Consider the following 25,487-nt stretch of genomic DNA (forward strand, 5'->3'; position numbering starts at 1 on the left):
TTGCTCCTCGCCCTGTTCGATCAACATCACTATGTTACGTGGCAAGCGCACATTGGTTGACCCGGAGGCGCCGCCGGAGTGTTACCAATGCTTTCAGCATGCCGATTGCCGGATTTGCCAAGACAGCGGCGCGCTGCCTGGCTAGCCTTGCGCTCTGTCCCTCCGATCCCGCCCCCGGCGGAAACGCCTGCTTGCATGTCGCGCCCCCTGTCCGCTGCCGCCTGGCTGCCCACCGTTGCCTTTGTCCTGATCTGGTCCACCGGCTTTATCGTCGGCAAGGCCATCGTGCCGCTGGCCGATACCAGCCTGTTCCTGCTGGGCCGCTTTGCCGTGGCGGCGCTGATGTTCGTGGCCTGGTCGCTGGCCGCGCGCGCGGCCTGGCCGCCGCTGCGCGAGGCGCCGCGCCACCTGCTGGCCGGCGCGCTGATGCAGGGCATCTACCTGTGCGCCGGCTACGGCGCCGTGGCCAGGGGCCTGCCGCCGGCGATCATGGCCCTGCTGGGCGCGCTGCAGCCGCTGCTGACCGCGCTGGTTGCCATTCCCCTGCTGAAGGAGCTACCTTCCAGGCGGACGTGGCAGGGCCTGGCGCTGGGTGCGCTCGGCGTCGCGCTGGTGGTCGCCCCGGCGATGCCGGCCGGCATGCACCCGGCCGCGCCGGCGCTGTCGCCCTGGATCGTGCTGCTGGGCGTGCTGGCCATTGTCTCCATCACCATGGGAACCCTCTTGCAGAAATCCGTCATCGCCGCCTGTGACCTGCGCGCCAGTTCCGCCTGGCAGAACCTGGGCGCCATGCTGGTAGCCGCCGCGATGGTGGCGATCCAGGCCGCCGACGCGCCGCTGCACTGGCATGGCGGCGTGGCGCTGTGGGCCGGGCTGGCATGGGCGGCGATCGGCCTGTCGGGCGCCGGCACCTGGCTGCTGGTCAGCCTGGTGCGGCGCGGCCAGGCCGCCAATGCCGCGGCGCTGATGTTCCTGGCGCCGCCGCTGGCCGCGCTGCAGGCCTGGCTGCTGTTCGGCGAACGGCTGGATGCGGTGCAGGCGCTGGGCATGGCGGTGGCCGGCGCGGGCGTCTGGCTGTGCCAGACCCGTGGCAGGTTGCGGCATGCCGAAGCCCGCTGAACCCCACGCCTCGCCGCTGGTCGAGCACCGGCGCTACCGCCCGCAGCCGGACGGCCACCAGCACGGCTACCACCAATTGCTGTTCGGCCTGGCCGGCGCCACCGAGCTGGAGATCGACGGCCACGTCTATCGCGTGGACGACCGCAGCGGCCTGATCGTGCCGGCCGGCAGCCATCATGAATTCCTGGGCTTGGACGGCAACCTGCAGCTAGTGGCGGACTTCCCGGCGCGCTCGGTGGCGCTGCCCGCGCGGCTGATGGCGCGCCCGCGCACGTTCCCGCTGGACGGCGCCTTCGGCAGCCGCGTGCGCGCGCTGTCGGCGTGGCGCGCCGCCGCGGCAGCGCGCGGGCCGCAGACCGACTGGCAACTGGCGGCCACGCTGGCCGCGGCGCTGGCGGACTGCCTCGGCATGCCCGGCGACGAGCAGGTATTCCCGCTGATGGCCGTGGATGCCTACCTGCGCGCCAACCTGGCCGCGCCCCTGCGCGCGGCGGAAGTCGCCGGGCATTTCGGCTGGAGCGTGCGGCGCTTCCAGACCCTGTTTGCCGAGGCCTTCGGCGATACCCCGCACCGCTACCAGACCCGGCTGCGGCTGGACCGCGCGCTGCAGCTGCTGACGCAATCCGCGCTGCCGCTGGCCGAGGTCGCGCTGGCGTCAGGCTACCCGGACCAGACCACCTTCACGCGCAGCTTCACGCGGCGTTTCGGGCAGCCGCCCGGGGCGTGGCGCGCGGCCGCACGCGTCCATCCCGACTGACGCCCGTTCGTTGCGCGCGGGCCGGCTTCGCGCCGACGCGGCTGATGCCGCCGGCGCACAGTAAGTATGGGGCAGAGATGCGACGCAGAGCATCATGGCCGACGGAGCTGCGCGGGTCTGCGCGGAGTCGGAAATGCTAATGAGCAGGACATTCGCTACCGCATGGGCACAACAGTTTCAATACGCCCGAGAAGCTTGCGCTCGTGCAAGCCTGGCGTGAAGCGGGGCCGTTGTTCACTCACCGTGAAAAGGCCGCACTCGCATGGGCCGAGTCGGTCACCCTGGTGGCGGACACACACGTGCCCGAGACGGAATTCCAAGTCGCGGCCGCGGCGTTCAATGAGAAAGAGCTCGCTGACCTCACGATGGCTATCAGCCTGATGAACGCCTATAACCGGCTCGCCATCAGCTTCCGGCGCGCCCCCGAATCCGCACTGGCCGCGAAAGACTGGTGCTTGTCGTCCCTCGGATGAGGGGTCAAGGCAGTTGAGAAGCGCGCCTTAAGGCGCGTTTCCCTTTTTGAGGCACGACATCACCACTTCGCTGCGGTTCGCAGCCTACTCATTCCATTTTGAGCCCTACCGTCCTGGTCATGGCCTGGTAGGTCGGCCACGTGCGCGCGATGAAGCGCTGCAGGGCTTCGCCGGTCAATGGCGTGTCCTGGCTGCCAAGCTGCTCCCGCACATTCCTGACCGCCTCCGATTCCGTGACCGACTGCCGCACCAGCGTGGCCAGGCTGTTGACGATGCCGGCTGGCAGCCCCGCGGGGCCCAGCAGCATATTGCATTCGGCCAGGTTGGCAAAGACCGGGTCGGATATGCCCTCGTCCGCCCACGTCGGTATCCCGGGCAATTTCGCGCTCCGCAACCCGGAGATCAGCAGCAACGGCTTCAATCCGCCGGAAGCCAGCCCGCCGGACATCCCGAGCAGCGAGCCGGCGCCGATATCGATATGGCCAGCCAGCAGGTCGCCGATCATGGCACCGGTGCCCTTGTAGTTGATGATGTCGAACTGCGCTCCGGTCAGCTTCTTCAGCTGGGCCACCATCAGCTGCCAGCCCGAGCCGATGCCGTAGTTGCCGACGCTGACCGGCCGCTTGTGCGCGAGGGCGAGCAATTCCTTGAAGGTGTTGGCCGGCAGCCCCTTGGTCGCCACCATCACGCCGACGCCGGTACTGATCGACGCCACCGGCGTGAGGTCGCGCGACGGATCGATGGGCGGCTTTTTCAGCAACACTGGCGCCTGCGCCAGCTGGCTGTGCAAGGTGCACAGCAGCGTGCTCCCGTCTGGCTTGGCGCGCGCCACCGCCTCGGCGGCAATCATGCCGATGCCGCCGGGCTTGTTTTCCACCACCACCGGCACCTTCAGCCTGGTGGAGAAAAACTCCGCGAATGCACGCGCGGTGCTGTCGTTGGAAGAGCCCGGCGCCTGCGCCGCGATGATCCGGATCGGGCGCGAGGGCCAGTCGCTGGCAAGCGCATGGCGTGGCAGCAGCCAGGGCAATGCAGCAGCTCCCGCCGCTGCGCCGAGCACCCGACGCCGGCGAAGGTCGATGGTATCCACGGGCAAGTCGTTGCCCGGACGAAAAGAAGAACGCATGGGTATTCTCCGGAATGCTTCAAGCCTGCGCCCGCGATGGCTCGCGGACACCCGGGTGGCCGGCGCGGCATGCCGCTACATGCCGCTACATGCCGATCTGGTCGGCCCGCTGTACCAGGTTCCTGACGATGCGGACCGAGGCGATGTCGATCATCTTGCCCTCGTACTGGACGGCGCCCAGTCCTTGCGACAGGGCTTCGTCATAGGCACGGATCATGTCGCGGGCACGCGCCACATCGGCGGCGGTCGGCGAGAAGACGTCCTGCGCGAGTTCGACTTGCGACGGATGGATGGCCCACTTGCCGACCATGCCTAGAATCATGGCGCGGCGCGCTTCCTCGCGGAACGCGTCGGGGCTGCGGAAGTCGGCGAACGGGCCATCGACGGCGTCGAGCCGGTGCGCGCGCGCGGCAATCGTCAGGCGCTGGCGCTGGTAGTGCCAGATGTCGCCCGGATAGCCGCCGCTGCCGCCAATGTCGCGCATGGATACGCCCTGGCTGGCCGAGTAGTCGCCCATGCCGAAGATCAGGCATTCCAGCCGCGGCGTCGACGCGGCAATGGCCTCGACGTTCATCATTGCCTCCACCTCTTCGATCAGCACGTCGATGCCGATGCGGTGGCGCAGGCCAAGCTTCTTCTCCATCATCGACAACAGCTTGTCGACAAACTGCACATCCGCCGCCGACATGGCCTTCGGCAGCATGATGACATCGAGATTGCGGCCGGCACCCTCCACCACTTCGATGATGTCCTCGTACGCGTACTCGGTGGTCAGGTCGTTGATGCGCACGCAGCGCGTGGTGCGTCCCCAGTCCAGCCCGTTGAGGGCGTCGACGATCTTGCGCCGTGCCGGGCGCTTTTCGCTGGGTGCCACCGCGTCTTCCAGGTCAAGGAAGATGAAGTCCACGCCCATGCCCGCGGCCTTGGCCATCATCTTCTCGCTCGAGCCCGGCACGGACAGCTGGCAGCGGCGCAGCCGCTTGGCTTTTTCCTGCATGATGTTGTCTCCTGCTTGTTGTACTAGTGTTGTCTGTAGTCGTCACGGCGTGGCGCCACCGCCTACTGCACCACGCCGTCCGCGCGCAGCGCGGCGATCTCGCCGGCATCGAAGCCGAGGTCGGCCAGGGTGCGGTCGGTGTGCTCGCCGGTCATGGGGGCCCGATGCCGTACGCCTCCGGGCGTGGCGCTCATGCGCACCGGACTGCCGGCGATGGTCAGTCCGCGCGCTGCGCCTGGCTGCTCGGCTTCGACCAGCATCCCGCGGATGCGGAAATGCGGATCGTCGAAGATGTCTGCGGCATCGAATACCGGGCCGAACGGCACCTCGCCGCCCAGCATCTCGGCAAGCGCGCGCTTGGTGTGGCGCACCGTCCAGGCGGCGACCGCCTGCTCCACCTCGGCCCGGTGCCGCACGCGCGATTCGTTGGTGGCAAAGCGCGCATCGCCGGCCCATGGCGGATTGCCCATCCGCTCCACCAGCAGCCGCCAGAAGCGGTCGTTCGGCACCCCAAGGCTGATAAAGCCGTCACTGGCCGGAAAAAGCCCGAACGGGCAGAGCAGCGGATGCCCGTTGCCCTCGGGTCCCGGCGCCTGCGCCGAGGCGCTGTACTGGAACACCATGCGTTCGCACACCGCCAGCACGGCATCGACCATGGCCACATCCACGAACTGGCCACGGCCGGTGCGCTGGGCGTGCCAGCACGCCGCTGCGATGCCGTAGGCCAGGAACATGGCCGGCACGATGTCGCCAACGCCCGGGCCGATCTTGGTCGGCGCGCCGCCGCGCTGCGGGCCGGTGATCCCCATGATGCCGCCCATTGCCTGCGCGACGGGATCGTAGGCGGGCCAGCCCGCGTAGGCGCTCTCGCCGCTGCGCGGGTCGCCGAAGCCGCGCAGCGCCGCGTACACCAGCCTGGGGTTCTCCTCGGCGAGCCGTTCATAGCCCAGCCCGAAGCGCTCCATCACGCCGGCGCGGTAGTTCTCGACCAGCACGTCGGCGCTGCGCACGAGCCGCAACAGGGTCTCGCGCCCGGCGGACTGCTTCAGGTCCAGCACCAGCGATTCCTTGTTGCGGTTGATCGAGCCGAAGTAGCCGCCAAACCCGCCGGACTCCATCCGCAACGCGCCCTCGAGGTGCGGGCCGTTGCGTCGGGTCTGGTCGCCCCCGGGCGGCTCGATCTTGATCACGCGCGCGCCCTGGTCGGCGAGCATCATCGAGCAATAGGGGCCCGCCAGCATCTGGGTCAGGTCGAGTACCACCATGCCGTCGAGCGCGCCCTTGGGGCGGCCATCTGCATGGCCATCCATGCTCCCCTCTGCGCTCATCGCCCGCCCCAGTGGCTCTCGCGCTTGATCAGCGCGGTGCGCTCCGCTTGCACGCACAGCTTGTCGTCCTGGTTCACGCCGTAGTGCCGGAAGCGGACGATGCCGGCATCCTCGCGGTCGCCGTCCTCCTTGCCCAGCACCTCGGTGAAGGCGTAGAGCGTATCGCCGTGGAAGACCGGATGCGACAGGCGGATCTTGTCCAGCGTCAGTTCGCGCAGGCATTGCTCGGCAGTGTCCTGCGCCGCAAGCCCGAGCACCATCGACAGGTTGATCCCGCCAAAGACCACGCGCTGCGCGAAGATGCCGCCGGCGGCACGCCGCATGGCGTCTTCGTTGAAGTGCCCTTCGGCCGTATTCATGACCATGTTGGTCAGCATGACGTTGTCCATCTCGGTCACGGTCTTGCCGCGCGCATGGCGGATCAGCATGCCCGCTTCGAAGTGCTCGAAGTATCCGTCGGGGCTGGTGAGTGCGCAGAGCTTCATGCCGCCTCCTTCGACTGTCGGACCTGCCCGCCGAACGCGCGGCTGGCGATCATGCCCTCGACCTCGGACTTGCCAAGCAGGCTGTTGGCGATGATGCGTTGCTGGATCTCGGAAGTGCCTTCGAAAATCTTGGTGAGGCGCGCGTCGCGCCAGTAGCGCTCCACCGGGAACAGCCTGGTATAGCCCGCGCCGCCGAAGATCTGCAGCGCCGACGAGGTCACGCGCTCGGCCATCTCCGAGGCGAAGTACTTCACCATCGACGCCTCCTTGTCGCAGCGGCGCCCGCTGTCGATCTCGTTGCAGACGAAGTAGAGCAATTGACGCGCGGCCTCGATCTCGGTGGCCATGGTCGCGATCTTGAAGCGGATCGCCTGGTATTCGGCGATCGGCATGCCGAACTGGCGCCGCTCCAGTGAATAGGCGATCGCGTCTTCCAGCGCGCCCTGCGCCAGGCCGATCGCCCGTGCGGCGGTATGCGCGCGGGCGCCCTCCAGGCCCTTGGCCATCAGCAGGAAGGCCTTGCCTTCCGGACCCATCAGGTTGCGCTTCGGCACGCGCACGCCGTCGAGCGCCAGCTCGAAGGTCTTCCAGCCGAAATACCCGATCTTGGGGATCGGCGAGCCGGTCATGCCAGCGGGGAAGCCGCCCCGCTGCTTCTCGATCATGAAGCACGAAATGCCTTCCCAGCGCTTGTCGGGCGATGGCGGCGCCGAGGTGCGCGCGAACAGGATCAGGTAGTCGGCGCCGTCGGCAAAGGTGCACCAGTACTTGTTGCCGGTCAGCACCCACTCATCGCCATCCAGCACGGCGCGGCACGAGATCGACGCCAGGTCGGAACCGGTATCCGGCTCGGACAGCGCGCTGGCATTGAGGAAGTCGCCACGAACCACGCGCGGCAAGTATTCGCGCCGCATGTCCTCGGGCATCGATTTCATGATCCAGCCGCCCTGCGCACGGGCCACGATCGAGGCCACCGACATCCAGCCGCGCGACAGCTGCTCGCAGATCAGGCAATACTCGAAAATGCCAAGGCCCAGGCCGCCGTACTCCTCCGGGATCGTGATGCCGAAGTAGCCCATCTCGGCCATCTTGTCGCGCAGCGACATCGGGATCTCCGCATCCGGGCCGTCCAGCGCGTTGGCAACCGGCAGCACCTCTTTCATCGTGAAATCGCGCGCCGCATCGCGGATCATGCAACGCGCTTCCGTCATGTAACCCAGACCGTCTCCTGACATGCTTATCCCCTCATCCTGACCAGATTGGTACGCTTGAACTCGATCACTACATCGCCCTGCTGATTGGTGCCATGCGTGTGCCACGTGACGATGCCGTAGCCGGGGCGGTTGCTGGCCGGCCTGCGCGACACCACGACGGAGCTGGCATAGAGCGTCTCGCCGGGGTAGACCGGCCGCAGATAGGCCAGCTCGTCGACCCCGAGAAAGGGGCCGCCGCCCTCGGACAGGTCTTCCACCGACAGGCCGAACACGGTGTTGAACACCAGCAGCGGATTGACCGGCACGCCCGCGTGGCCGTTGGCCTGCGCCACCGCCTCGTTGGTGTATTGCGGGTTGTAGTGCAGCGTCAGCACCGAGAACATGGTGTTGTCCGACGCGGTGACGGTACGGCCCCAGTGATGGTCGAAGCGCCGGCCCGGCTCGAAATCCTCGTAGCGGTTGCCGCGGGCGCGCAGCCGGGCTTCTGCTTTCAGGCGGGCGACGACCGGATCGGCGGGGATCTCGGGAGCGCGCTCGATGGCGGGATGGGTGGATGTCATTGAATTGCCTCAAACAAAGGTTCGACGGAAGGAAGCTGGTCCAGCGTGTCGACCACCGACACCAGCTTCGCGAACTTGGCCGCGCCGATGCGCGGCACGACGATGGCCTGCGCCTTGTCGACCAGGCGCCGCCACTGCATGGCAAGGTCCGCGGCCGGCACCGCGACATTGGCCTGCGCGCGCAGCGTGCGGCCGTCGCGCGTCAGGATCTCGACCGTGGCGGCGTTGCGGTCCGGGCCGGGCACCACCTGCAGGGCGGTCCGCTGCCGCGCCCTGACATAGCGTGGGGCGAGCGCGGTCTCGGGCGAATACAGGGCGAGCGACGCAGTGGGCGCACCGTCCATCGCCAGCGCCGCAAGATGCTGGATCGCGAACTTGATCTCCAGGCCGGTCTGCGGGTTGGCGATATCGCACACGCCACGATGCGCACCCGACACGAAGATGGTCATCGACTCGAGCGCATCGAGGTCGATACGGTGCTCACGGCAAGCCTGGCGCACGGCTTCAATGGTGGAGTGCGTCAGGTAGCAGGACGCATGGAACTTGAACAGGGTGCGTTCGATCGCCATGCCTGCGCGGCGCTCGAAGGTGGCCGGGAACGCCGGCGCAGCGGGCGCCTGGGTGCGGCCAAAGCCCTGCTCGCACTCGATGCCGCTGGCGTTGGCAGTGAACCCGCGCGCCGCCAGGCGGGCCGCCATCACGCCATTCATGGCGGCCTTGCCTGCATGCAGCGGCTTGGCCATGGTGCCGAACATGCATTTGAGCCCGGCTGCCTGCGTCGCGGCGAGCCCGAGCGCGTGGGCCGTGCCCTCCGGGTCGAGTCCACCCAGCCGCGCACAGGCAGCGGCGGCGCCCAGCGTGCCGGTGGTGCCGGTCGGGTGCAGCCCGAGGCGATACTGCTCGGCGCCAACCACTTCTCCGACCCGGCTTTCGACTTCATGCCCCAGTATCAGCGCGCGCAGCAGGTCCTTGCCGCTGGCGCCGGCGGCCTGCGCCACCGCCAGTGCGGCAGGTGCCACGGGCACGGTCGGATGGCCGTGCATCGCCGAGGCGACGTCGTCAAAGTCGAGAGCGTGGCCGGCAGCGCCATTGATCAGCGCGGCCTGCGCCGGATCGGCGCGCAACGGGCTGCCCACCAGCGCGCACGGCAAATCGCGCGAGCCGGCATATTCGGCGACGAGCATTTCGACCAGCGGCTCGCGGGCGGCGGCGAGGGTAACGGCGATCCAGTCGAGCATGGCGTGCCGTGCCCAGGCGAAAGCCGGCGCGCCGAGCTCGGCATCGTCGACCGTGCTGATCCAGCCGGCCAGCGCCCGGGTGAAGCCGGTGCTGTCCGCTGTCTTGTCGATGGTATGGTCAGGTTCCACTCGGAAGCATCGCCGCGTTGGCCGGCGCCGTGTTGTTGTCGATGGAGCGAGTATTGGCGAACGCCGACGGGCCCGGCATCACATATGTGATGGATGCCGACGCCGGGGCATCGATCACATATGTGATGGAAGCCGGTGCGTGCGGGATCGAAACTCTTGTCCGCGGCCATTCGCGGCGCACGGCGCCGCGCCATGGCCACACTGCCCTCAACGCTTCACGTCCACGTCGCCACCGGCGACGCTATATCTCATGACCATGAACAAGACCGAGCCCCGCCGCTCCGTGCTGTATGTGCCCGCGACCAATACCCGCGCCATCGAGAAGGCCCGCAACCTGCCCTGCGACGTCATCGTGTTCGACCTGGAGGACGCCGTGGCGCCGGCCATGAAAGGCCAGGCCAGGGACAACCTGGCCAGCGCCTTTGCCACGCAGCCGTTTGCGGCGCATGAGACTGTGATCCGGGTCAATGCGCTGGGAACCGCCGAATTCGATGCCGACCTGCGCGCTGCCGCCGCCTGCGGGGCCGATGCGATCCTGCTGCCGAAAGTCGACACCGGTGCAGACCTGGAACGCTTTGCCGAGGCGATCGACGCCATTGCCAATGGCGCTGCCCCCAAGCTGTGGGCCATGATCGAAACGGCTTCCGCGATCCATCACCTCGATGGCATCCTGCAAGCCGGCCAGCGCCGGCAGGTGCAGCTCGACTGCCTGGTCGTGGGCACCAACGATCTCGCCAAGGAGACCGGCGTGTATCCGGGCGACAACCGTGCGTATCTGCTTCCCTGGCTGATGTCGGTGGTGCTGGCGTCAAAGCGCTATGGCACGGACGTGCTCGACGGTGTATGGAATGACTTCGGCGATCGCGCCGGCTTCGACAATGAAGTGCTGCAGTCGTGCAGGATGGGCTTTGACGGCAAGACGCTGATCCATCCGTCGCAGGTGGATCCGGCCAACGCGGCGTTCACGCCGTCGGATGCCGCCATCGCCGAGGCGCAGGCGATCGTCGCGGCCTTCGCGCGGCCCGAGCATGCCGCGGCGGGTGTGATCAATCTGGCGGGGCGCATGGTCGAGCGCCTGCACCTGGCGCAGGCCACGCGCCTGCTGGCGCGGCTCGATGCCGTCCGGGCGCGCAGGGAACGGCCCGGCCGCTGATTTCGCGCCGCCGCGGCGGCGTTCAGCAGTCCTGCGCTACCGCCAGCACGGCGGCCAGCAACTTCTTGCGGCGTGCGTGCAAACGCGCTACCGGGCCGCCGGTGCCGATGCCGAGCCACTGGCCGCGTATCGGCGTGGCCACCAGCGTGGCGATCACACCGGCCCCCGGCGACGCCAGGCTGGCCGACTCGTAGTAGCCTTGCCGGCGCGCCTGCTCCACCTCGCGCATGATCTCGTCAGTGCGTACCGGCGGCTCGCCCGGGGCCACCTCGGCGCTGTAGCGGCGCAGCAGCCGCCCGATCTGTTCGTCTTCCATCCGGCTCATCAGCATGATGCCGATCGCGGTGCGATGCATCGGCCGGATGGTGCCCGACGATACCGACAGGCGCAAAGCATGACTGGATTCGATGACGGACAGGTATTGCAGCATATTGCCGCTCTGGCGGCCCAGCAGCACCGTCTCGCCGGTCTCGCTCGAAAGCCGGCGCAGGGCGTCGTGGACCGAGGCGCCGGTACCGTGCATTCTCGTGGTCCACCCGCACAGGAACGCGACGCGGACCGACGGGCAATAGGTTCGCATCTGAGCGTCGAACTCCATGTAGCCGCGCGCCACCATGGTCCGCAGCAGCATCGACACACTGGACTGCGGGATGCCGAGGCGCTCGGCGATCTCGCCGACGCGCAGCGGCCGGCGCACCCGCTCGAACAACTCCAGCAGATCGAACACCCGATTTGCCGACTTGACCATGCCGCTGTCCATAGCAGTCCCTCCCTGGCCCGCGCGCGTCTCCGGCGCTGTCTTTGCCATGCTTCGGACCGGCCGGCGTCTCCCAAGTGCTTGCCTTTCAGCCCACCCTCAACATCGCCATGGCGATGGTTCTTCTACACCAGCCACTCCCCGATCATCCGCAGGATTTCCGCCTTCACGGCTGCAGGGTCCATGGAGGCCCGGTTCAGGCGGTGCACGGAGATACCGCGCAGCAGGCTCATCAGGATGAAGGCCGCGGATTTTGCGTCCACGTCCGCCCGGATCTGCCCAAGGGTTTTCGCCTCGTTGAGCTTGTACTCGACGTAGGCCATGTTCTTTTCGTTGTAGTCGTGGACAAAGCCGTGCAGCGGCGAGTCGGCAACGGACGAGTCAAGCACGATGAAAAACATCGCACGGATACTGTTGACCGCGTTTTCCGGCCGCTGGGTGTAGGCGTCCACCAGCGAATAGATGCCGTGAATGCCGCGGGTATCGCTGCCATCCTTCTTGCGCTGGGCATTGAATTCACGCGAGAGCTGTTCCAGGCATTCCTCCAGCAGCTTTTCCTTGGAGCCGAAGTGATTGTGCGCCAGGCCGCGGCTATAGCCCGCCTTGGTGCCGACTTCATTCATCGTCAGCCCGGCGAGGCCTTTTTCAGAAATCAGCTCGATAGCGGCCTGCACCATACGGCTGACAGACTCCTCACGCCGTTGCTCCTGGGTGCGACTGGTTTGCTGTTTCATAGGTAGTGAACGTTTTGTCGCCCGCGGCCCGCCCCGCATGGTCCGGGGCTGCGCCTGGCGCGGGCTCGCCGACCGATGCACGGATCGGCCGGCTATGTCTCGAAGCAGTGGTAATGGTCCATGGCGCCGTTGTGGCTTGCGTTGAACAGGGTTTGGATCCATTCACGCGGAGCTGCACGGCAGCTCAAATTGTACCGAAGCGAAAGGGCCACGTTCCAGAACTGCGTCGACACAAGCCCCTGCGTGCGCAGTTTCCGGCGCAGCAGTAAGGCCAGGCGCTCAACTCGGCCGGATATTGGCTTTTTCCGCCACACGCTTGAAGCGCAGGTATTCCGCACGCTGGAATTCCCCCAATTCGCCGAGCGCCTTGTTCAAAAAAGTACCCGCGCGCTTGGACTGGTATGCCTTTGCCGCCTCGGTCCCTTGCGCGGCGGAAATCGCTGCGGCAAGCGCCTTGAGCTTGTCCTGCGCGGTGCCGGCCTTCATCGAGAAGGACGACCACACGTAGGATTCAAAGTCCGTGTAGCCCAGTTCCTTCATCGTCGGGGCATTCGGCAACAGCTTGTCGCGCGCCCCGCCGGTGATGGCGAGCACGCGGAGCTTCTTGGCCTTTTCCATGGGGGCGATGCCGGTGATGTCGTTAAGGGCGATGTCCAGCCGGTTGCCGATCAGGTCCGTCACCATGGGCGCTCCGCCCTTGTAGGGCACGGGCGTGGTCTTGATACCCGTTACCTGCGCCAGCCACTCGCCTACCAGGCGATAGCCTTCGGAATAATTGCCGATCGAGATCGGGTTGCCCGTGGCCTTGTAGCGGGCCACCACATCCGCAATGCTGTTGTAGGGTGAGTCGTTGCCGGCCACAAAGGCGGCGGCGGAGATCGCCAGGCCGTGCAGCGGCACCAGGTCCTTGAACGGGTCGTAGCCCAGGTCCTTCACCATCACCGGGTTCACCGCGATCAGCGAGTTGCTGCCCAGCAGGATGGTGTTGCCGTCCGCCGGTTCCGCCAGCACAGTGCGCACGGCGATGAGGCCGCTGGCCCCCGGCTTGTTCTCGACCACGATGGAGCGTCCCAGCGCCTTGGAGATCAGCTCCGCGTAAAAGCGCGCGCCCTCGTCCGAGCCGCTGCCCGCCGTGAAGGGCACGATGACGCGAATCACCTTGCCCTGCGCCCGGGCGATGTAGGGGAAACCCAACGCTGCCGCGCCAGCCAGCAGCGTGGCGCCAAATTGTCTCCGTTGCATGGTGCTTGTCTCCTGTATATCGAAATGGATTGGCCTTGGCCGGATTCAGTCTTCAAAGACTGGCAGCCGCCTTTCGACCATGGCCTTCACGCCCTCGGCCATGTCCGGCCCCGCAAACTGGGTAGCCTGCTCCGCGCTCTCGCGCGAGATGGCATTGCGGATGTGGCTGAGCGAGTCCGCCTTCAAGGTTTGGCGGGTGGACTGCAATGCACGCGGCGATGAAGTGGCCATTTCCCGGGCCAGTGCCATCGCGGCGGTGCGCACCTCCGCCTTGGGGACGATGAAGTCCACCAGCCCCAGCTCACTGGCGCGGGCGCCATCCACGCGGGCGCCGGTGTACAGCAACCACGCCGCCATCTGCTTGCCGATCAGCGAAGGCAGGGTGTACGAGAGCGCGAAGCCAGGGTGAATCCCGAGCCGGTTGAAGTTGGCCGAGAACCGGGCCTCTGCGCATGACACCCGGAAGTCCGCCGCGAGCGCCAGGCCAAGGCCGCCACCCACGGCCGCGCCCTCGATGGCGGCCACAATCGGCTTGCTGAAACTGAAGATGCGCAGTGCCTCCAGGTAGATGGGATTAATGCGCGAGGCGCTACGCGGCGCCTCAGCGCCATTGCGCCGCGAAAAATCCGCCCCCGCGCAGAACGCGCTGCCGCCCGCCTGCAGCAGCACCGCACGGCAGGTCTTGTCGGCCTGCAGCCGGTCCAGCTCGTCGGCAATCCGGGCAATCATTTCCACATCAAAGAAATTGTGCGGCGGGCGGTTCAGCTCGATGATGGCGACATGGCCGTCGCGGCTGGTCAGGATGGCCTGGTTCGGCGTCTCAGACATGGGTGGCGGTCCTTTCTGCATGCGTGGGTCGGGCTTGGGGGTCAGCCGGCGTTGCCGGGGCATCCGCCGACGGCAGGGTGCGCGCGGTCAGGTGCGGCCAGAACTGATCCGAGCCTGCCTGGATGAACGCCTGGCCGAGGCGCTCTGCCCATTCGGTGCTGCTGCCGGCCTCGGCACGCCAGGCCCACAAGCGCCGGGTGGCAAAGTTCAGCGGGTATTCGTGGGTAAAGCCAATGGCGCCATGCACCTGGTGCGCAATCGAGGCACCCGTGCGCACCGCGTCGCTGGCCGTCACCTTGGCTACGGCGGCGCTGAATTCAGCCTGGGGCGCGCTGTCCTCCTGCATGGCGGGCAGATCGCGCAGCGCCGTGGTCGCAGCCGCGTAGCTGCAGGCCACCTCGCCGGCCAGCACGGCAAGCTGCTGTTGGATAGCCTGGTTCTTGCCGATGGGCTTGCCAAACTGCACGCGGTCCTTCACATACTGCACCGCCAGGTCCAGCGCGTATTCCAGCGCGCCGGTCAGCTGCGCGGCGGTGGTGGCAGCGTAGAACACTTCCAGCGGCCGGCTCAGCCCGGAAATGCCAGCAGGCAGCACATGCGCCACGGGGGCATGGTCAAGCACCACCGTGTCGGCCGGCAGCGATGCGGCATCGGCCTTTGGCTCCACCCGCACGCCAGTCCCCCTGGCATCCACCAGGCAGACGTGGCCTGCCGCCTCCACCACCAGCCAATGGGCATGGCGCGCCCACTTCACCGCTGTCATCGTGCCGGTGAGGGTGGCGGGCGTCCCCGCCTCATTGCCGGTCAGTGCCAGTGCCCGCGTCTGCGCGCCGGCGGCCAGCGCGAACACGCCGTCGGCCGCCAGGTCCAGCCCGCTGCGCGATGCCAGGTACTGCCCCACCACCGCCTGCGACAGCGGCACCGGCGCCTGGGTATAGCCGACCTGGTAGAACAGGGACAACGCTTCCGGCCACGAGGCCTCGATGCCGCCATGCGCCTCACGGCAGAGAATCTTGGTCATGCCGGCGTCGGCGATGGCTTGCCACAGTGCGCCGGCAAATTCACCGGCCTCGACAGCGGTCAGCAGCTCGCGGCTCACCTCGTTGGCCAGCAGTCGCTTGACGGTTTCTTCAATCATGTTGTCGCTCATCGCAGCCCCAGTCCTTTCGCAATAATTCCGCGCAAAATCTCTCTCGTCCCTCCTCGCAGCGAGAACGATGGCGCCGCCAGCGTCACCAGGTTCAGCACCTGGTCGAACTCGCTTCCATCCCCCAGCCGGTCGGGGAATACCTCGTAGGCAATGTCGGGCAGCGACTGCTCCAGCAGCGCCCCCTGGTCCTTGACGATGGAGGCGGCCAGCGACGGGTCCTGCCCCTCGGCCATCATCAGCGCGATGCCCTGCGACATCTGGCGCAAGGTGGCATAGCGCGCGATCACCTTGCCGATGGCCACGGCCTGCTGGCGGTTGCCTGCCTGCGCCGCATCGAGCATCTCCAGCAGCAGTTGCGTGCTGCTCAGGAAGCGCTCCGCGCCCGATCGCTCGTACTTCAGTTCATTGATCACCTGGCTCCAGCCCTTGCCCTCCTCGCCCACCAGGTGGTCATCGGGCACGAACACATCGTCGAGGATCACCTCGTTGAAGATGCGCGTGCCGAGTTGCGAGACGATGGGCCGCACCGTCACGCCGGGGCGGTCCATCTCGATGAAGATCTGGCTCATGCCGGCGTGGCGGTCATCGCCACGTTCGCTGGTGCGCACCAGGGCCACCATGTAGTGCGCATGGTGCGCGCCCGAGGTCCACACCTTGCGGCCGTTGATCTTCCAGCCGCCTTCAACCTTGGTGCCGCGGGTACGGATGGAAGCGAGGTCCGAGCCCGAGTCCGGCTCGCTCATGCCGATGCAAATGAAGGCCTCGCCCCGGCGGATCTGCGGAATGATTTTGGGAGCAAGCTGGTCGCGGCTGTAGCGGATGAGCAGCGGCCCCATCTGGCGGTCGGCGGCCCAGTGCGCGCCCATCGGGGCACCTACGGCCAGCAGTTCCTCCAGCATCACATAGCGCTCCAGCATGCTCTTTCCGCCGCCGCCGATGTCGGTTGGCCAGGTCATGCCGAGCCACCCCTTTTCGCCCATCTTCCTGGAGAAATCCGGGTCGCGGCCGGCCCAGTTGTGCGCCCGCTCGACGCGTGAATACTTTGTGATGTGCTCCCTGGCAAAGGCTCGTGCCTCCTGCCGGAGCGCCTCGCATTTGGGTGGCAGGTCCCCGACCGTGATGTGCAACGTATCCATGTTTATCCTTACTTGCTTGCTGACAAGCAAAACTATAGAGTGGATACAACGAATCTGCTCTAGGTAATAACGATGAGAAGCGAGGCAACCATGAACGCAAGCGACATGACGAACGACCAGAAGGAGCCGGACGCCACCGCTCCCCGAGGCCCTCTTGCCGGTATCCGCGTACTGGATCTGACCGCGGTGGTACTGGGTCCCGTCGCCACCCAGGTGCTGGCGGACTATGGCGCCGAGGTGATCAAGGTTGAACCGCCCGAGGGCGACCTGATGCGTGCGAACGGCGTGAGCCGCACGCCCGGCATGAGTTCCACCTTCATGAATATCAACCGCAACAAGAGTTCGGTGTGCATCGACCTCAAGACGGAAGAAGGCAAGGCGCAGCTACGCCAGCTGATCGGCCGCTGCGACGTGCTGGTGCACAACATCCGCGTCAAGGCGATCGAGCGGCTGGGGTTCGGCTACGATGCGGTGGCGCAGATCAACCCGGGCATCGTCTACTGCGCCGCCACCGGCTTTGGCGAGGGCGGCGCGTTTGCCGGCCAGCCCGCATTCGACGACATCATCCAGGGCGCCTGCGGACTGGCCCATCTGGTGGGACACGAAAGCGGCGTCCCTGACTACCCGCCCACCCTGCTGGCCGACAAGATCGCGGGCCTGGCCACGGCCAACGCCATCCTGGGCGCGATCGTCCACAAGGTCCGCACCGGCGAAGGCCAGTACGTCGAAGTGCCGATGTTCGAGACCATGGTCGCTTTCACGATGACGGAGCATCTGGGCGGCCACGGCTTTCAGCCGCCCATTGGCGACGCCGGCTATGCGCGCCTGCTCAAGGGCGGCCGCAAGCCCTCGCCCACCAGGGACGGGTACATCGCCCTGCTGCCCTATACGGAGCAGCACTGGAAGGCCTTCTTTCACCGCTTCGGGCGCGGCGAATTCATCGAACAGTTCAACATCAGCAGCCGGATCGAGCGCAACAAGAACATCCAGGCGATCTATGCGGAGCTGCGCAACATTACCGCGCAGTACACCACAAAGGAGATGATGGACGTGTGCCGCGAGATGGATATCCCGGTCGCGGAAATGTATTCCATCCACACCATCCAGACCCATCCCCAGGTACAAAGCACCGGGCTGTTCCAGACCATGACGCACCCCACCGAAGGCGACGTGGTAACCACCCGCCCGACGGCCCTGTTCTCCAGGACGCCTGCTTCCATCCATAAGCCTGCCCCTCGTCTCGGCGAGGATACCGAGCGGGTCTTGGGTTCCAGGTCCGTGAAATGTTCGAATTGAAGCCGAACCTGAAAAACACGGCCAGGCTGCCGCCCATTGATCCCAAAGTGGAGAAAGCGTCTAATCATCCAGAGAAGGGACCTGAAGTGACGAGGTCAATATGCATTGCACAAACTGCGGTTCCGAGAACCCTCCTGACGCGAGGTTCTGCAAGGATTGCGGATCGCGACTGGGCCGACGCTGCCCGCACTGTGGCCACGACTCGGGTTCGGCCGACAGGTTTTGTACCGCATGCGGCGCATCGCTGACCTTACCGACTGCCGGCCCTTCCGATGAAAACCAGCCGACGGCGGCGCCCGCTCCCATCGACTACACCCCACGCCACCTGGTCGAACGCATCCTGGCGCAGCAGGCGGCAATGGAAGCCAGCGGCGCGACCGCCGGCGAGCGCAAGACCATCACGGCGCTGTTCGCCGACATGGCGGGCTCCACGGCGCTGATCCATGACCTGGACCCGGAAGAAGCGCGCCGCCTGATCGATCCCGTGATCGCGCTGATGATGGAGGCCGTGCACCACTACGAAGGCTATGTCGCCAAGTCGCTGGGCGACGGCATACTGGCCCTGTTCGGTGCGCCCATCGCGCATGAAGATCACCCGCAGCGCGCGCTGTATGCGGCGCTGCGGATGCAGGAAGCGATGCGCCGCCACGGCGACCGCATCCGCCTGGAGCAAGGCATACCGCTCCAGATCCGGGTGGGCATCCACACCGGCGAGGTGGTGGTGCGGTCCATCCGCCGGGACGACCTGCATACCGACTACGATCCGGTAGGACACACGATCAACATCGCCTCGCGGATGGAAAGCATCGCCACGCCGTCTTCCATTCTGGTCAGCGAGGCGACCTGCAAGCTGACGGAGGGGTATTTCGACTTCAAGGCCCTGGGCGCGACCCAGGTGAAGGGCATTCGGGAGCCGCTTGCCGTGTATGAGGTGCTGCGCCTGGGCGTGTTGCGCACGCGCCTGCAGGTGGCGCAACGCCGAGGCCTGGCGCAGTTCGTAGGCCGCGAGGGCGAGCTGGCGCAATTGCGTGACGCGCTGGAGCGGGCCAAGGCGGGACACGGGCAGATCGTGGGCGTGGTCGGCGAGGCCGGGGTCGGCAAGTCACGGCTGTTCCATGAGTTCAAGGTGCTGTCGCAGCGCGGCTGCATGGTGCTTGAGACCTTCTCGGTGTCGCACGGCAAGTCGTTCGCGTACCTGCCGCTGATCGACCTGGTGAAGAACTATTTCCAGATCGAGCCGCTCGATGATGAGCGCAGGTGCCGCGAGAAGGTCGCAGGCAGGATGCTGATGCTGGACCGCACGCTGGAAGAGCTGCTGCCTTACCTGCTCTTCCTGCTGGGCATCAGCGAGCCGGGTTCGGCATTGCCGAACATGGATCCCCGCATCCGGCGCCAGCGCACGTTCGACGCGATCACGCGCCTGCTGGTCCGCGAGAGCCACAACCAGCCGCTCGAGTTGGTCTTCGAGGACCTGCAATGGCTGGACAGCGAGACCGAGGCGTTCCTGGATGTCCTCGCCAGCCACCTGCCAGGTGCCAGGATCCTGCTGCTGCTCAACTATCGGCCCGAGTACCAGCATGGCCGGCATCAGCTGGACGGCTACACCGAGCTCCGGCTCGATCCGTTGGGCCAGGCCGAGGCCCAGGAACTGCTCGCCGCGCTGCTTGGCGACGATCCCGCGCTGATGCCGCTCAAGCGGCTCATCCTGGACAAGACCGAGGGCAATCCTTTCTTCATGGAGGAAGTGGTGCAGACCTTGTCCGAGGAGAAGGCCCTGCTCGGCGTACCTGGCCACTACCGCATCGAGCAGACCCCGATCGCGCTGCATATTCCCACCACGGTCCAGGGCGTGCTGGCCGCCCGCATCGACCGGCTGCCCAGCGCCGAGAAAGACTTGCTGCAGAGCCTTGCCGTGATCGGCAAGGAGTTTTCCCTGAGCCTGATCCAGCGCGTGGTCTCCCAGCCGGAGGAACAGTTGCAGCCGCTGCTGGCCAGGCTGGAGGCCGGCGAATTCATCTACGAGCGGCCCGCATTCCCGGATACGGAGTACATGTTCAAGCATGCGCTGACCCAGGAAGTCGCCGGCAGCTCGCTGCTGACCGAAGAGCGCACCGCGCTGCACCAGCGCACGGCGCAGGCAATCGAAGCCCTGTTCCAGCATCAGCTGAAGGATCACTACAGCGAGCTGGCCCGGCACTACAGCCTGAGCGGCAATGAGCCGAAGGCGGTCGAGTACCTGCAGTGCACCGGCCAGCAGGCAGTGCAGCGCTCCGCGTACCACGAAGCGATCCGCCACCTGAATGCCGCGCTGGAATTGCTCCAGCGCCAGCCCGATTCGCCCGAACGCGCCCGCCAGGAACTCACGCTGCGCCTTGCCATCGGGCCGGCGCTGATCGCCGCCAGGGGCTTTGCCTCGTCCGAGGTCGAAGCCACTTACAGCCGTGCCCTGGCGCTGTGCGGCGAGGTTGGGGAGACCCCACAGCTCTTTCCCACGCTAGTCGGCCTGCGCACGTATTTCTCCCTGCGCGCCGAGCATCGCAAGGCTTACCAGCTGGGCAAGCAACTGCTTGCCCAGGCCAGGAAGTCGCAGGACCCGGAGCTGTTGGGCGAGGCCCATGTCTCGCTCGCCACGACCTTGTATTACTGCGGGAAGTTCAGGGCCTCCGATGGCCACCTGCGAGATGCGCTCGCCCTCTATGGCGCCAAACCGGATCACGTCCATGTGAATATGCATGGCGTCGACCCGGAGTCACGGGCGCTATCCTTTTCGGCATTGGTCCTGTGGAATCTCGGCTATCCGGACCAGGCCTGCAAGCGAGCACGGAATTCGCTCACACTGGCCCGGCAGCTGTGCCATCCCTTCAGTCTCGCGCATGGCCTCTGCCTGGCGGCCGAGCTGCACCAGTTCCGCTGCGACCCAAGGCTCACGCTCGAGTGCGCCGACGCGGCCATCGCGCTCTCAGGCGAGCAGGGCTTCCCCGTGTGGCTTGCCTGGTCGACCTTCCTGCGCGGTTGGGCGCTGGCCGAGCAAGGGCAGCATGAGCAAGGCATCGCGCAGATGCGCCAGGGGCTGGCGGCGTACCGCGCCACGGGCGCGGCGCTGGGGCAATCGCACTTCCAGCAATTGTTGGCGCAGATCTACGCACGCATGGGACAGGTCGATGCGGCCCTGGACGCGCTAGCCGAAGCGCAAGACGCGGTGCAAGGGACCGGTGAGCACTATTGCGAAGCTGAGTGGCATCGGATCAAGGGCGAGATGATCCTTCACGGCTGCCGTTCTGATGGCCTTCTGTCTGAAGATGACGCGCAAGCGTGCTTTCACCAGGCGATCGCGGTAGCCCGCAAGCAGAATGCCAGGTCGCTGGAGTTGCGGGCCTCACTGAGCCTTGCACGGCTCTGGCAACGCCAGGGCAGGCCCGAGCCGGCCAGGCAACTGCTGGACCAGATCCGCAGCGCGTTTACCGAAGGGCTGGACAGCGCGGACATGCGCGACGTCGTGGCGGCATGCCGTCGATGACGATTTCGCGGCCAGGGGCGCTTTGCGCCAGTGTTTTCATTCTGAATCTCCTGATTTCCACTCAGGCCGCGTTGGCGGCCAGTGCGGGATAGTCGGTCAGCCCGCGTGCGCCACCACCAAACAGCGTGTCGCGGTCAGGGGGGTTGAGCGTCGCGCCAGCGCGCAGGCGCTCCGGCAGGTCGGGGTTGGCCACGAACGGCCGGCCGAAGGCAATCAGATCGGCCCATCCCTCGTTCAGCGCGGCCTGCGCACGTTCCGCGGTGTACTTGCCGGCGTAGATCAGCGTGCCCCGATACACCTCGCGCAGCCGCTGCCTGAATGCGGCTGGCATATGCGGCGCATCGTCCCAGTCGGCCTCGGCGATATGGATGTAGCCCACGCCCAGCTCGCCGAGCAGCTTTGCCGCGGCCGTATAGGTGGTTTCCGGATCGGCGTCGACGCAGCCATTGAGCGTGGTCAGCGGCGCCAGGCGGATACCGACCCGGTCCTTGCTGCCCGTGCCCTCGATCAGCGCCTGCGTCACCTCGCCCAGGAACCGCAGGCGGTTTGCGAGCGAGCCGCCATATTCGTCGGTACGGTTGTTGGCTTCCGAGTCGATGAACTGGTTGACCAGATAGCCGTTGGCCGCGTGCAGTTCCACACCGTCGAAGCCGGCCGCCATCGCGTTGCGCGCGGCCTGGCGGAATTCGTCGACGATGGCGTGGATCTCTTCCACCTTGAGCGCGCGCGGCTGGGATGCCTGCACGAAGCCCGGCTTGCCATCCGGTTCGGCAACGAACACGTTCACACCGTGCGCCTGGATGGCGGACGACGACACCGGCGCGTGGCCATCGAGCAGGCTGACATGGCTCAGGCGGCCCACGTGCCAGAGCTGCGCGAAGATGCGCCCGCCCGCTTCATGCACGGCAGCGGTGACCTTGCGCCAGCCGGCGACCTGCGCCGGCGTGTGGATGCCGGGCGTCCACGCATAACCCTTGCCGAGCGGCGAAATCCAGGTGCCCTCGCTGACGATCAGGCCGGCGCTGGCGCGTTGCGCGTAGTACTCGGCCATCAGTTCGTTCGGCACGTCGTCGGGCCGGCTTGCGCGCGAGCGCGTCATCGGCGGCATCACGATACGATTGGGCAGCGAGAGGGCACCCAGCGAATGCGGCCGGAACAGCGGATTGCGTGTATCGGACATCATGGCCTCCTCAGTCCCAGGCCGGGGCCAGGCCCTCGGGGCTGACCTCGCGGCCGTTGCGCTCCAGCGCGGCGATCTGCGCCATGTCGTCGGCGTCGAGCTTCAGGTCGCGCGCCAGCAGGTTGCTGGCCAGGTTCTCGCGCCTGGTCGACGACGGAATCACCGCATAGCCGAGTTGCAGCGCCCATGCCAGCGCAACCTGCGCGACGGTAGCGCGGTGCTTGTCCGCGATCAGCGCCAGCACCGGGTCCTTCAGCACCTTGCCGTAGGCCAGCGTCATGTACGACGTCACGGCGATGCCCTGCTCCTTCAGGAACGCGGTGAGCTTGTGGTTCTGCAGATAGGGGCTCAGTTCGATCTGGTTGGTGGCGATTTCGCCCTTGCCGACCGCATCGAGCGCCTGCTTCGTCAGCGCGATATTGAAGTTGGAAACACCGATCTGCCGCGTCAGGCCCAGCGCCTTGGCTTCGGCCAGCGCCGCCATGTATTCGGGCAGCGCCACGCCATTGCCCGGCGCCGGCCAGTGGATCAGGGTCAGGTCGACGTAGTCGGTGCGCAGCTTGTCCAGGCTTTCGCGCAGGCTTGGCACAAGCTTGCCGGCGGCGTAGTTCGCCGTCCAGATCTTGGTGGTCACAAACAGTTCGTCGCGCTTCACACCGGCCTCGGCGATAGCCTGGCCGACGTCGGCCTCGTTGCCATAGATCTGTGCCGTATCGACGGCGCGATAGCCCAGGTCCAGCGCGTTGCGCACCGAATCGATCACGGCCTGGCCGGTCAGGCGGAAAGTACCAACACCAAATGAAGGAACGCTCATGGTGCAACACCTCTGAAGGAAACTCGAATGCACGCAGTTTGCCGCCCTTACCTTTGCGGATAAAGCCGTGTATAAGGGAAATTCATTTGATTTAAAATCAACAATGAAGACGACCATCGACGAACTGCTGGCCTTTGCCGCCGTGGTGGACACCGGCTCGATCACGGCGGCCGCCGAGCAGCTCAAGCTGACGGTCTCCGCCGCCAGCCGCACCCTGGGCCGGCTGGAGGAAAAGCTGCAGACCACGCTGCTGCGGCGAACCACGCGGCGGCTGGAGCTGACCGAGGAAGGGGCGGCATTCCTGGAACACGCCCGCGCCATCCTGGCGATGGTTGACGAGGCGGAAGAGCAGATCGCGGCGCGCCGCCTGCGGCCGGTTGGGCGCTTGCGGGTGGATGCGGCAACGCCGTTCATGCTGCATGTGATCGTGCCGCTGCTGGAGGGCTTTCGCGCCAGCTACCCGGAAGTGGAACTGGAACTCAACTCGAACGAAGGCATCATCGACCTGATCGAAAAGCGCACCGATGTGGCGTTCCGCATCGGCCAGCTGAAGGACTCAACGCTGCATGCGCGCCCCATCGGCACCAGCCGCATCCGCATCCTGGCCAGTCCCGGCTACCTGAAGCGCCACGGCACGCCCACCAAACCGGCGCAGCTCGCGCAGCATGCGCTGCTGGGCTTCACGCAACCGGAATCGCTGAACGACTGGCCGCTGCGCGACGACGACGGCAGCGTGCTGCATATCAAGCCAACCATCGCCTCGTCCAGCGGCGAGACCCTCAGGAGCCTGGCCCTGAACGGCCAGGGCATTGCCTGCCTGTCGGACTTCATGACGCGCGACGATCGGCAGGACGGGCGGCTGGTGCAGCTGTTTGCGAAACAGACCCTCGATGTGCGCCAGTCGATCAACGCGGTCTACTATCGCAACACCGCGTTGGCGTCCCGCATCACCTGCTTTGTCGAGTATGTGGTCAAGGTGCTCGGGCAGAAGGCATTCGAGAGCTAGTTTTCATATTTGATGCAAAATCAAAAGTATTTGACTGATACACGGCTTAATCTGCAAAGATGAACCAGGCAAACTGCGCTCCATCGAAACCCATTCCCTGGAGCACACATGAGCCCCCTCTTCAAGCCCTTTGCCATGGCCGAGCAAACGCTATCCAACCGGATCGCCATGGCGCCGCTGACCCGTTCGCGCAACCCGGACGGGGTGCCCAACGATCTCAACGCGCTCTACTACGGCCAGCGTGCCGACGCCGGCCTGATCGTGACCGAAGGCACGGTGATCTCGCCCAGCGCGCAGGGATTCCTGTTCAATCCGGGCCTCTACACGCCGCAACAGGTTGAAGGCTGGCGCAAGGTGACCGACGCGGTGCATGCCAAGCGCGGAACGATCTTCACGCAGCTCTGGCACGTCGGCCGGGTGAGCCACGTCTCGATCCAGCCCGGCGGCATCCAGCCGGTCAGCGCAACCGGCCAGGTTGCGAAGAACACCAAGGCCTGGGGCTATACCGCCGACGGCACGCCCGGTGCGGTCGACGTGTCCGCGCCGCGCGCGCTGGCCAGCGGTGAGGTCTACGGCGTGATCGCCGATTTCGCGGAAGCCGCGGCCAATGCGATCGCCGCCGGCTTCGACGGCGTGGAACTGCACGGTGCCAATGGCTACCTGATCGAACAGTTCCTGAACCCGACGGTGAACGACCGCACCGACGAATTCCGTGGCGACACGCTGGAAGGCCGTACCCGCTTTGTACTGGCTGCCATCGACGCCGTGGCAGCCCGGATCGGCGCGCATCGCACGGCCATCCGCCTGTCTCCCTATGGCGGACTGGGCGACATGGCCGAGTACCCCGAGCTGGAGCAAACCTATCTCCACCTGGCCGACGAACTCTCGAAGCGGAACATCGCCTACGTCCACCTCATGGACCAGAGCACGCGCGGCAGCTCGGCCACGCCGGCGGACTTCCTGGCAAGGTTCCGTCGTCGCTTCACGGGTGCGCTGATCCTTGCGGGTGGCATGACACGCGCACGCGCCGAGCAGCTGATTGCCGATGACCTGATCGACATTGCCGCCTTCGGCGAGCCGTTCATCGCCAACCCCGACCTGGTTACCCGGCTTGAGAACAACTGGCCGCTGGCCTCGTCGGACCGCGCGCACCACTACGGTGGCGGCGCCGAGGGCTACACGGACTATCCCGCCTACGGCGGCGCCGCCGCAGCCTGAACTGCGCCAGACCACATCGCGCAGCTTCAC

22 protein-coding genes and 1 pseudogene are annotated in these 25,487 nt (G+C 66.5%); 8 read left to right on the forward strand and 15 right to left on the reverse strand.

What is annotated here, in order from left to right:
* Window positions 1-195 precede the first annotated feature (195 nt).
* The 3 genes and pseudogenes from AC3WLF_RS11300 to AC3WLF_RS11310 all read left to right on the forward strand — a co-directional run.
* On the forward strand, window positions 196-1,119 hold the full coding sequence (locus AC3WLF_RS11300) for a DMT family transporter (RefSeq protein WP_492317210.1): 924 nt from the start codon (window positions 196-198) through the stop codon (window positions 1,117-1,119).
* The gene (locus AC3WLF_RS11305; protein ID WP_492317209.1) at window positions 1,103-1,876 is read left to right on the forward strand and encodes a helix-turn-helix domain-containing protein; all 774 of its coding nucleotides are present in this window, start codon (window positions 1,103-1,105) and stop codon (window positions 1,874-1,876) included. The genes AC3WLF_RS11300 and AC3WLF_RS11305 overlap by 17 nt, the downstream gene beginning before the upstream one ends.
* A 182-nt stretch (window positions 1,877-2,058) precedes the next feature.
* Window positions 2,059-2,349: pseudogene (locus AC3WLF_RS11310) on the forward strand (carboxymuconolactone decarboxylase family protein); the annotation flags it as partial.
* Between the two features lie 88 nt (window positions 2,350-2,437).
* Here the strand turns inward: AC3WLF_RS11310 and AC3WLF_RS11315 are convergent.
* The 7 genes from AC3WLF_RS11315 to AC3WLF_RS11345 all read right to left on the reverse strand — a co-directional run bounded on the left by AC3WLF_RS11315 (window position 2,438) and on the right by AC3WLF_RS11345 (window position 9,426).
* On the reverse strand, window positions 2,438-3,475 hold the full coding sequence (locus AC3WLF_RS11315) for a Bug family tripartite tricarboxylate transporter substrate binding protein (RefSeq protein WP_492352125.1): 1,038 nt from the start codon (window positions 3,473-3,475) through the stop codon (window positions 2,438-2,440).
* Between the two features lie 85 nt (window positions 3,476-3,560).
* Window positions 3,561-4,472 (reverse strand): HpcH/HpaI aldolase/citrate lyase family protein, encoded by a 912-nt coding sequence (locus tag AC3WLF_RS11320; protein ID WP_492352126.1) that lies wholly within the window; start codon window positions 4,470-4,472, stop codon window positions 3,561-3,563.
* Between the two features lie 62 nt (window positions 4,473-4,534).
* Complete coding sequence (locus AC3WLF_RS11325) at window positions 4,535-5,782, reverse strand: CaiB/BaiF CoA transferase family protein (protein ID WP_492352127.1); 1,248 nt, start codon at window positions 5,780-5,782, stop codon at window positions 4,535-4,537.
* A gap of 14 nt (window positions 5,783-5,796) precedes the next feature.
* A complete protein-coding gene (locus AC3WLF_RS11330) occupies window positions 5,797-6,285 on the reverse strand; it encodes a MaoC family dehydratase (RefSeq protein WP_492352128.1) in 489 nt (162 codons plus the stop codon).
* On the reverse strand, window positions 6,282-7,496 hold the full coding sequence (locus tag AC3WLF_RS11335; RefSeq protein ID WP_492352129.1) for an acyl-CoA dehydrogenase family protein: 1,215 nt from the start codon (window positions 7,494-7,496) through the stop codon (window positions 6,282-6,284). The genes AC3WLF_RS11330 and AC3WLF_RS11335 overlap by 4 nt, the downstream gene beginning before the upstream one ends.
* A 26-nt stretch (window positions 7,497-7,522) precedes the next feature.
* Window positions 7,523-8,059 (reverse strand): MaoC family dehydratase, encoded by a 537-nt coding sequence (locus tag AC3WLF_RS11340; RefSeq protein ID WP_492352130.1) that lies wholly within the window; start codon window positions 8,057-8,059, stop codon window positions 7,523-7,525.
* A complete protein-coding gene (locus AC3WLF_RS11345) occupies window positions 8,056-9,426 on the reverse strand; it encodes an MmgE/PrpD family protein (protein ID WP_492357092.1) in 1,371 nt (456 codons plus the stop codon). The genes AC3WLF_RS11340 and AC3WLF_RS11345 overlap by 4 nt, the downstream gene beginning before the upstream one ends.
* Before the next feature lie 250 nt (window positions 9,427-9,676).
* Here AC3WLF_RS11345 and AC3WLF_RS11350 point away from each other — a divergent pair, with 250 nt between their 5' ends.
* Window positions 9,677-10,579, forward strand: a complete 903-nt coding sequence (locus tag AC3WLF_RS11350; protein ID WP_492357093.1) for an HpcH/HpaI aldolase/citrate lyase family protein — start codon at window positions 9,677-9,679, stop codon at window positions 10,577-10,579.
* Between the two features lie 22 nt (window positions 10,580-10,601).
* Here AC3WLF_RS11350 and AC3WLF_RS11355 read toward each other — a convergent pair whose 3' ends face one another.
* From AC3WLF_RS11355 to AC3WLF_RS11380, 6 genes are all read right to left on the reverse strand, one after another.
* On the reverse strand, window positions 10,602-11,327 hold the full coding sequence (locus AC3WLF_RS11355; protein ID WP_492352133.1) for an IclR family transcriptional regulator: 726 nt from the start codon (window positions 11,325-11,327) through the stop codon (window positions 10,602-10,604).
* A 134-nt stretch (window positions 11,328-11,461) separates the two neighbouring features.
* On the reverse strand, window positions 11,462-12,070 hold the full coding sequence (locus AC3WLF_RS11360) for a TetR/AcrR family transcriptional regulator (RefSeq protein WP_492352134.1): 609 nt from the start codon (window positions 12,068-12,070) through the stop codon (window positions 11,462-11,464).
* Between the two features lie 279 nt (window positions 12,071-12,349).
* Window positions 12,350-13,312: a tripartite tricarboxylate transporter substrate binding protein gene (locus AC3WLF_RS11365; protein ID WP_492352135.1), complete on the reverse strand. Its 963-nt coding sequence runs from the start codon at window positions 13,310-13,312 to the stop codon at window positions 12,350-12,352.
* Window positions 13,313-13,357: 45 nt separating this feature from the next.
* Entirely contained in the window at window positions 13,358-14,140 is a 783-nt protein-coding gene (locus AC3WLF_RS11370) for an enoyl-CoA hydratase/isomerase family protein (protein ID WP_492352136.1), read from the reverse strand.
* Complete coding sequence (locus AC3WLF_RS11375; RefSeq protein WP_492352137.1) at window positions 14,133-15,278, reverse strand: acyl-CoA dehydrogenase family protein; 1,146 nt, start codon at window positions 15,276-15,278, stop codon at window positions 14,133-14,135. The genes AC3WLF_RS11370 and AC3WLF_RS11375 overlap by 8 nt, the downstream gene beginning before the upstream one ends.
* An 8-nt stretch (window positions 15,279-15,286) precedes the next feature.
* Entirely contained in the window at window positions 15,287-16,426 is a 1,140-nt protein-coding gene (locus AC3WLF_RS11380) for an acyl-CoA dehydrogenase family protein (protein WP_492352138.1), read from the reverse strand.
* Between the two features lie 90 nt (window positions 16,427-16,516).
* Here AC3WLF_RS11380 and AC3WLF_RS11385 point away from each other — a divergent pair, with 90 nt between their 5' ends.
* On the forward strand, window positions 16,517-17,722 hold the full coding sequence (locus tag AC3WLF_RS11385; protein ID WP_492352139.1) for a CaiB/BaiF CoA transferase family protein: 1,206 nt from the start codon (window positions 16,517-16,519) through the stop codon (window positions 17,720-17,722).
* Between the two features lie 100 nt (window positions 17,723-17,822).
* Window positions 17,823-21,239 (forward strand): adenylate/guanylate cyclase domain-containing protein, encoded by a 3,417-nt coding sequence (locus AC3WLF_RS11390; protein ID WP_492358222.1) that lies wholly within the window; start codon window positions 17,823-17,825, stop codon window positions 21,237-21,239.
* Window positions 21,240-21,300: 61 nt separating this feature from the next.
* Here the strand turns inward: AC3WLF_RS11390 and AC3WLF_RS11395 are convergent, their stop codons facing one another.
* Window positions 21,301-22,422 carry an alkene reductase gene (locus AC3WLF_RS11395; protein WP_492358223.1) on the reverse strand — a complete coding sequence of 374 codons (1,122 nt, stop codon included), beginning with the start codon at window positions 22,420-22,422 and terminating at the stop codon, window positions 21,301-21,303.
* Window positions 22,423-22,429: 7 nt separating this feature from the next.
* On the reverse strand, window positions 22,430-23,233 hold the full coding sequence (gene dkgB / locus AC3WLF_RS11400) for a 2,5-didehydrogluconate reductase DkgB (protein WP_492358224.1): 804 nt from the start codon (window positions 23,231-23,233) through the stop codon (window positions 22,430-22,432).
* 103 nt (window positions 23,234-23,336) lie between these two features.
* Here dkgB and AC3WLF_RS11405 point away from each other — a divergent pair, with 103 nt between their 5' ends.
* On the forward strand, window positions 23,337-24,239 hold the full coding sequence (locus tag AC3WLF_RS11405) for a LysR substrate-binding domain-containing protein (RefSeq protein WP_492317206.1): 903 nt from the start codon (window positions 23,337-23,339) through the stop codon (window positions 24,237-24,239).
* A gap of 108 nt (window positions 24,240-24,347) precedes the next feature.
* Window positions 24,348-25,457: an alkene reductase gene (locus AC3WLF_RS11410; protein WP_492352143.1), complete on the forward strand. Its 1,110-nt coding sequence runs from the start codon at window positions 24,348-24,350 to the stop codon at window positions 25,455-25,457.
* Window positions 25,458-25,487: the final 30 nt, after the last annotated feature.

Source organism: Cupriavidus sp. FW306-01-F10A (genome assembly GCF_058782785.1).

What these genes read in the sequence shown, in the direction of transcription:
- AC3WLF_RS11325 (WP_492352127.1), bottom strand. Translation starts at nt 5,782, where the DNA reads ATGGATGGCCATGCAGATGGCCGCCCCAAGGGCGCGCTCGACGGCATG.
- AC3WLF_RS11350 (WP_492357093.1), top strand. Translation starts at nt 9,677, where the DNA reads ATGACCATGAACAAGACCGAGCCCCGCCGCTCCGTGCTGTATGTGCCC.
- AC3WLF_RS11340 (WP_492352130.1), bottom strand. Translation starts at nt 8,059, where the DNA reads ATGACATCCACCCATCCCGCCATCGAGCGCGCTCCCGAGATCCCCGCC.
- AC3WLF_RS11300 (WP_492317210.1), top strand. Translation starts at nt 196, where the DNA reads ATGTCGCGCCCCCTGTCCGCTGCCGCCTGGCTGCCCACCGTTGCCTTT.
- AC3WLF_RS11390 (WP_492358222.1), top strand. Translation starts at nt 17,823, where the DNA reads ATGCATTGCACAAACTGCGGTTCCGAGAACCCTCCTGACGCGAGGTTC.
- AC3WLF_RS11385 (WP_492352139.1), top strand. Translation starts at nt 16,517, where the DNA reads ATGAACGCAAGCGACATGACGAACGACCAGAAGGAGCCGGACGCCACC.
- AC3WLF_RS11355 (WP_492352133.1), bottom strand. Translation starts at nt 11,327, where the DNA reads ATGGTCAAGTCGGCAAATCGGGTGTTCGATCTGCTGGAGTTGTTCGAG.
- AC3WLF_RS11410 (WP_492352143.1), top strand. Translation starts at nt 24,348, where the DNA reads ATGAGCCCCCTCTTCAAGCCCTTTGCCATGGCCGAGCAAACGCTATCC.
- AC3WLF_RS11395 (WP_492358223.1), bottom strand. Translation starts at nt 22,422, where the DNA reads ATGATGTCCGATACACGCAATCCGCTGTTCCGGCCGCATTCGCTGGGT.
- AC3WLF_RS11370 (WP_492352136.1), bottom strand. Translation starts at nt 14,140, where the DNA reads ATGTCTGAGACGCCGAACCAGGCCATCCTGACCAGCCGCGACGGCCAT.
- AC3WLF_RS11375 (WP_492352137.1), bottom strand. Translation starts at nt 15,278, where the DNA reads ATGATTGAAGAAACCGTCAAGCGACTGCTGGCCAACGAGGTGAGCCGC.
- AC3WLF_RS11360 (WP_492352134.1), bottom strand. Translation starts at nt 12,070, where the DNA reads ATGAAACAGCAAACCAGTCGCACCCAGGAGCAACGGCGTGAGGAGTCT.
- AC3WLF_RS11380 (WP_492352138.1), bottom strand. Translation starts at nt 16,426, where the DNA reads ATGGATACGTTGCACATCACGGTCGGGGACCTGCCACCCAAATGCGAG.
- AC3WLF_RS11315 (WP_492352125.1), bottom strand. Translation starts at nt 3,475, where the DNA reads ATGCGTTCTTCTTTTCGTCCGGGCAACGACTTGCCCGTGGATACCATC.
- AC3WLF_RS11335 (WP_492352129.1), bottom strand. Translation starts at nt 7,496, where the DNA reads ATGACGGAAGCGCGTTGCATGATCCGCGATGCGGCGCGCGATTTCACG.
- AC3WLF_RS11405 (WP_492317206.1), top strand. Translation starts at nt 23,337, where the DNA reads ATGAAGACGACCATCGACGAACTGCTGGCCTTTGCCGCCGTGGTGGAC.
- dkgB (WP_492358224.1), bottom strand. Translation starts at nt 23,233, where the DNA reads ATGAGCGTTCCTTCATTTGGTGTTGGTACTTTCCGCCTGACCGGCCAG.
- AC3WLF_RS11320 (WP_492352126.1), bottom strand. Translation starts at nt 4,472, where the DNA reads ATGCAGGAAAAAGCCAAGCGGCTGCGCCGCTGCCAGCTGTCCGTGCCG.
- AC3WLF_RS11330 (WP_492352128.1), bottom strand. Translation starts at nt 6,285, where the DNA reads ATGAAGCTCTGCGCACTCACCAGCCCCGACGGATACTTCGAGCACTTC.
- AC3WLF_RS11305 (WP_492317209.1), top strand. Translation starts at nt 1,103, where the DNA reads ATGCCGAAGCCCGCTGAACCCCACGCCTCGCCGCTGGTCGAGCACCGG.
- AC3WLF_RS11365 (WP_492352135.1), bottom strand. Translation starts at nt 13,312, where the DNA reads ATGCAACGGAGACAATTTGGCGCCACGCTGCTGGCTGGCGCGGCAGCG.